The sequence below is a fragment of the Candidatus Hakubella thermalkaliphila genome, from assembly GCF_013281975.1.
Classification (GTDB): Bacteria; Actinomycetota; Humimicrobiia; order Hakubellales; family Hakubellaceae; genus Hakubella; species Hakubella thermalkaliphila.
On sequence record NZ_BLRZ01000118.1, the window covers coordinates 1 to 4870 of the forward strand.

The following is a 4870-nucleotide window of genomic DNA, read 5'->3' on the forward strand; positions in this document are numbered from 1 at the left end:
AGATTCTGGTGGAAGTTACCAGTTGTTCTGGATATGTAGGAAAAATTGGTAATTAAATTCCAGAATCACTGGTAAGTCTTATCCAGAATCAGTGGTAAGTTTGAGCGGAATTGGTGGTAAGTTTGGACCAGAATACACAAGGAAGCTAAGGAACGGGACTTTGAGCCAAGCTTTGTGTTGTTTGATACTTGGTATGCCAGCTTGGGAAATCTGAAGAGGGTCCGAGATTACGGCTGGCATTGGCTAACAAGGCTGAAGAGTAACCGTTTGGTCAATCCTGATGGGGAAGGGAATATTCCCCTCAGTCAAGCGAAGATTCCTCCAGAGGGACGAGTGGTACATCTGAAGGGATATGGGTTCATCAAGGTATTTCGGACGGTCTCTGAAAACGGGGACGGGCAATACTGGGCGACTGATGATCTTCAGATGGACGAAGCTAGTCGGGAGGACTTGGAGAGCCAGGGGTGGAGGATCGAGGTATATCATCGGGGGATCAAGCAGTGCTGCGGAATTGAGCGAGCGCAAGTACGGAAGGCGGTGGCACAGAAGAATCACTTTCTTTATGCGCTGCGGGCATTTCTGCGTTTGGAGATACACAAGTTGCGAACGGGAAATAGTTGGTATGAGGCAAAGGTGTCCATTATCAGGGAGGCAATACGGGCTTATCTGGGTAACCCTACCTACAGTCTTACCCCAACTGCGTAAGTCCTAAATATTTCACAAAATACAAATTTCAAAAAGTTTTCTACTCTCCTCCGCCGCCCTCCATTATCCCCTCGTGTATACCAGATATGCTCGCTACTCGCCTCGTATCCCCAGATCCCAAAGCTCTCCGACCACCCGGAAAGCGGAAGCAGACGAAACCAGAATCGGGATACCCTCCTGCTCTGCTCTCTCTAGAGTAGCAGGCTCTATATTGCCTCCCTCGGTCACCACGATGCCAGCGAGTCCCACCAGCACAGCCACTGCCACAATATTGGGGTGTCTCTGCACTGTCACCCACAGATCCCCAGTTTTGGCCCGGGCCATGACGCAGCTCAGTAGATCCCCCGCATAGCCCCCGCGGACCTCATTTTCCAGGTGATCCACACCAGCCTCTACTTTCAGACCCAGGCGTTGCGCAATCTCGATAAGCTTCATCTGTTTAACCTGTCTTTCCGGCCACTCTGACTCAAGTGGACGACAGCGCGCACTCGCGTGCCCCTGCCCACTTCCGACTCTATTTCAAATTCATCGGCGCAGCTTTGGATGTTGTTAAGACCCATACCGGCGCCGAACCCCATCTCACATACCCATTCCGGAGCAGTGGAGAAACCGGGCTGCAGCGCCTGTTCCACATCGACAATGCCCGGCCCCTTGTCTACCGCCTCCACAACCACGGAGTGCGGTGTAGCCTCGAGAGTAAGCTCACCGCCCCTGGTATGAATAATAAGATTCATCTCTGCTTCGTACGCTGCAATGGTTGCCCGGCGCACTGCGCCGGGATCCAATCCGAGACGCCCCAGGACTCTCTTGGCTTGAACGGAAGCCTTCCCCGCACCTGCAAAATCCTCACCCTGAACCCGAAAGCGTAACACCAGGCTGGCTCCTTCCCCCAAAAGGTCCTCCAGCCCTAAACCCTTCTGCTGCCAACGCTGCTGCTCCTGCTCCCGGTAACGGAGGTCCATCACCCGAAAAGCCCTTCCCACGGGATCGCCGGGGGTGAGAATCCCCACCACTTTTCCCCCACGGTCCAGCACCGGGAGACGGCCCACCTTGGTGTGAGCGAAGCGCTTCACTGCTTCCACCGCGGGCTCGTCGGCGAAGACGGTTATTACTTCCCTGGACATCCTGTCCCGTACCTTAGCCCCCATCTCTCCTTGCTCCAGAGCACGGGTGACGTCCTCGATGCTCACCACCCCCACCAGAGCTTCTCCTTCCAATACCGGCACGCCAGATATACGATGTTTGCGCAAGAGCTCCTTTACCTGGGCCATAGTGAAGTCACCACTGACGCTCACCAGCCGTCGGGTCATGACTTCCTCCACCCTGAGCTCCCGCAGCAACTCTTCCAGCTTGGTGAGCTGGGTCCGAGTTCCTGCCCCCCGGCTTCTCATTCTCCGTGTCCCCCCAGAGCTGGAGATGCCCCCGCCTCTACTGCCCGTGACTTGTTCCCTCCTCTCTGGCTCCTCAATAGCTGTCCGGCGGGTTGCTCATCCCCTTAACCCAGCCTGGTACAGCCGCCCGCAGCTCTCAAAAAGAGAAAGTTGTGTGACAAAGAGAGGAAGCCCACTCTCCTCCGCTGCTACCAAAGTATCTCGGAGAGGCTCCTTACCCTGTACAAAAACCACCGCAGCCAGAGAGGCCAGAGCCGCGACACGGACCGCCTGAGGATGAGTGAGGCCAGTAAGAAGAAGGGATCCTGGCCGAGCAGAGGCTAGCACGTCACTCATAAGATCCGCGGCGCACGCCTCTTTGATCTCTAGCTCTGGACGCGGAGATCCGGCCACTTGCTCCGCCTCTAGCTGTACCTTAATGTCCTGAAGTCTCAATCTCTCCCCTCCTGGTAGACCTACCCGAAACAAAAATCCTGACTCTACTCCTTACAGGCCTCTGGCTTCGGCGTACCCCCGGCGCTCTTCCGAGCCCCTCCGGAACACCTCAGAAGCTCTTCAACTTTCCTCACCAGCTCCCCCATATCCACCGGCTTCTCCAGAAACCCCTGCACAGGCAGCCACGCCTCCTCCTGACCCAAAAGGAAGGGCCGCAACTGGCGATTCAACGAGGTCACCAGGAGAATGGGCACGTCCCGGGAGCGGGGATCAGCCCGAAGGTCATAGGAGAGACGTAGCCCCTCGGTCAAGGACTCCATCATTACGTCAAGGATGATGAGATCTGGCTTCTCCTCACGCACCTTTCCTAGCCCTTCTCCCCCTTGATAGGCCTGGCTGACCTGATAGCCGGCCTCCTGCAGACAGGAGCTCACCAGCAAGACAAAGTCCATATCGTCGTCGATGACAAGAATCCTCCCCCGGTACTTACTCATATCTTCTCGCCCAGACCTCCAATTCCAGCCTCCGAGCTGTGAGACAAAGTTCCTTTAGGCACTCCCTCGGTTCTCAATCTAGCCCGCTCTATTCAAGTTCCGATCATGTACACTCTTACAGAGTATTATAACCCTACAACGTCACTTACCTGAATACATACAATATGTTGTGGTTCAATTAAAGAAATTGCCCTACATATTGAACCAAGATTCTTAAGTATCGCTGTAGGGATAATATAATTTGTCGCCAGGTGACTTTCTCTTCATCTCAAAAAGTGGAGAATGCGCCCATAACTATCTCGTCGTGACAATCCTTCTCTACGGAATCAAAGTAATCCCTAATGATTTGTGAAATCATTCACAAGTCATTAGCATATCTCGCTTCGGTCTGAATGTCAAGGTGCATGCAAATCTCGGCTAATCCGTGAGCTCAGGCGACTGATATCTTACCTTCAAAGAATGCCCTCTATTCTGGGCAATCTTTCTCCCACATGATTCTATCCTCTTTGTTAAACATCCAAGGCAATTGTCCATATTTTCATCTATACAGATCTTACCCGGGTATATTTGATATAATGGTCTATATCTCGTAGGTGTTATGTTAGGCATTATAACATTTGCTCCTGCTCGTAGAGCCATCTCTCGGCCTTCTAGATGAATACTTCCTACTGCAGTAGTTGCCGGAAGATGAACATCTTTTAAGACAATCCTGGCAAGAGCCAGCACCTTCAGGGTCATATTCAGAGTTCCCTGATTTTTCCTGCCCAGGGGTGTATCAGGGTGAGGGATAAAGGGACCAATGCCGGCCATCTCAACATCCAGTTGTTTCATAAGCAAAATATCATCGGCTAAATCTCTTAAAGTTTGTCCGGGTAAACCCACTATGTTGCCTGCTCCTACCTGATATCCAATCTCTTTTAGCCAACCCAGTATTTCGAGACGGGTCCCCAGTGTTTGCCCAGGATGAAGCCTTGAATAAAGAACAGGATTAGCCGTCTCATGCTTCAGAAGATACCTGTCAGCCCCGGCTTTCTTCCATGCCCTATAGTCTTTGTAATCCCTCTCTCCTACGCATAAGGTGATAGCCACATCTGCTTCCTCTTTAATTTGCTGGATAATTTCGCTAATATCCTCTGCTCGATACCCAAGATCGTCTCCCGATTGCAGCACTATGGTCTTTATTCCCGCCTGAGCCCCCATTAGCGCACATTCAACTATTTCCTCCTTTGCCATTCGGTAGCGGGGGAGTTTTTTATTACTGCGGCGAAGTCCACAGTAGAGACAATCACGGCAGCAGTAGTTGGAGAACTCGATCACTCCCCGCAAATGCACCTCATCTCCACAATACCTGGCCCGGACACTATCTGCCCAAAGAGTGAGTTCGTTCTCCTCTCCATTTTTCAGCAACTCCGCAACTTCGAAATTAGAGATAGATATCGCCCTTTCCATTTTCAGTCTCTTAGAAATAGATATCTCTTCCACCCTGTCTAATCTGCTCATAATATTTCATGAATTGAGGAAATATTTCAGGCATTGCTTGTTTGATTTCATCCACCTCTTTAATGATAATTTCTTCAGCCACAACTTTAGTCTCCTCACTGGCAAAATCATCAACCCATTCCCTGAACGTAAGCACTGCGTTCAGCTTGCAGAATTTACCTTCTTTCCCACTTCTTAAGAGGTCCATTATATGCCTGCCAGTCCTTCCACACCGATAACCAGCGGTACAAAAGGAAGTAATGTAACCCATCCAGGCAAGCTCCCGGACAACTTCATCAAGACTTCTTGTATCGCCTAATAAGAATTGCTGCTTACTTCCTTCTTGATTTTGCAAGTTGGCAGCGT

The 4870-nt window shown here is 51.4% G+C and carries 5 protein-coding genes and 2 pseudogenes; 1 reads left to right on the plus strand and 6 read right to left on the minus strand.

Translation table 11 applies throughout. The features are described 5' to 3' along the window. Positions 1–138: 138 nt before the first annotated feature. A pseudogene (locus HW443_RS09335) lies at positions 139–705 on the plus strand (transposase); the annotation flags it as partial. Positions 706–798: 93 nt separating this feature from the next. Here the strand turns inward: HW443_RS09335 and HW443_RS09340 are convergent. The 6 genes and pseudogenes from HW443_RS09340 to HW443_RS09365 all read right to left on the minus strand — a co-directional run. Further along, complete coding sequence (locus HW443_RS09340) at positions 799–1140, minus strand: DRTGG domain-containing protein (protein WP_176231392.1); 342 nt, start codon at positions 1138–1140, stop codon at positions 799–801. After that, positions 1137–2096, minus strand: a complete 960-nt coding sequence (locus HW443_RS09345; protein WP_176231391.1) for a CBS domain-containing protein — start codon at positions 2094–2096, stop codon at positions 1137–1139. Before HW443_RS09345 ends, HW443_RS09340 begins: the two co-directional genes overlap by 4 nt. A gap of 96 nt (positions 2097–2192) precedes the next feature. Continuing rightward, positions 2193–2531 (minus strand): hypothetical protein, encoded by a 339-nt coding sequence (locus HW443_RS09350; RefSeq protein ID WP_176231390.1) that lies wholly within the window; start codon positions 2529–2531, stop codon positions 2193–2195. Between the two features lie 44 nt (positions 2532–2575). Beyond that, on the minus strand, positions 2576–3025 hold the full coding sequence (locus HW443_RS09355; RefSeq protein ID WP_176231389.1) for a response regulator: 450 nt from the start codon (positions 3023–3025) through the stop codon (positions 2576–2578). A 417-nt stretch (positions 3026–3442) separates the two neighbouring features. After that, positions 3443–4525, minus strand: coding sequence for a [FeFe] hydrogenase H-cluster radical SAM maturase HydE (gene hydE / locus HW443_RS09360; protein ID WP_246273260.1), 1083 nt, complete (start codon positions 4523–4525; stop codon positions 3443–3445). After that, positions 4485–4870, minus strand: a pseudogene (locus HW443_RS09365) ([FeFe] hydrogenase H-cluster radical SAM maturase HydG); the annotation flags it as partial. The pseudogene HW443_RS09365 and the gene hydE, both read right to left, overlap by 41 nt.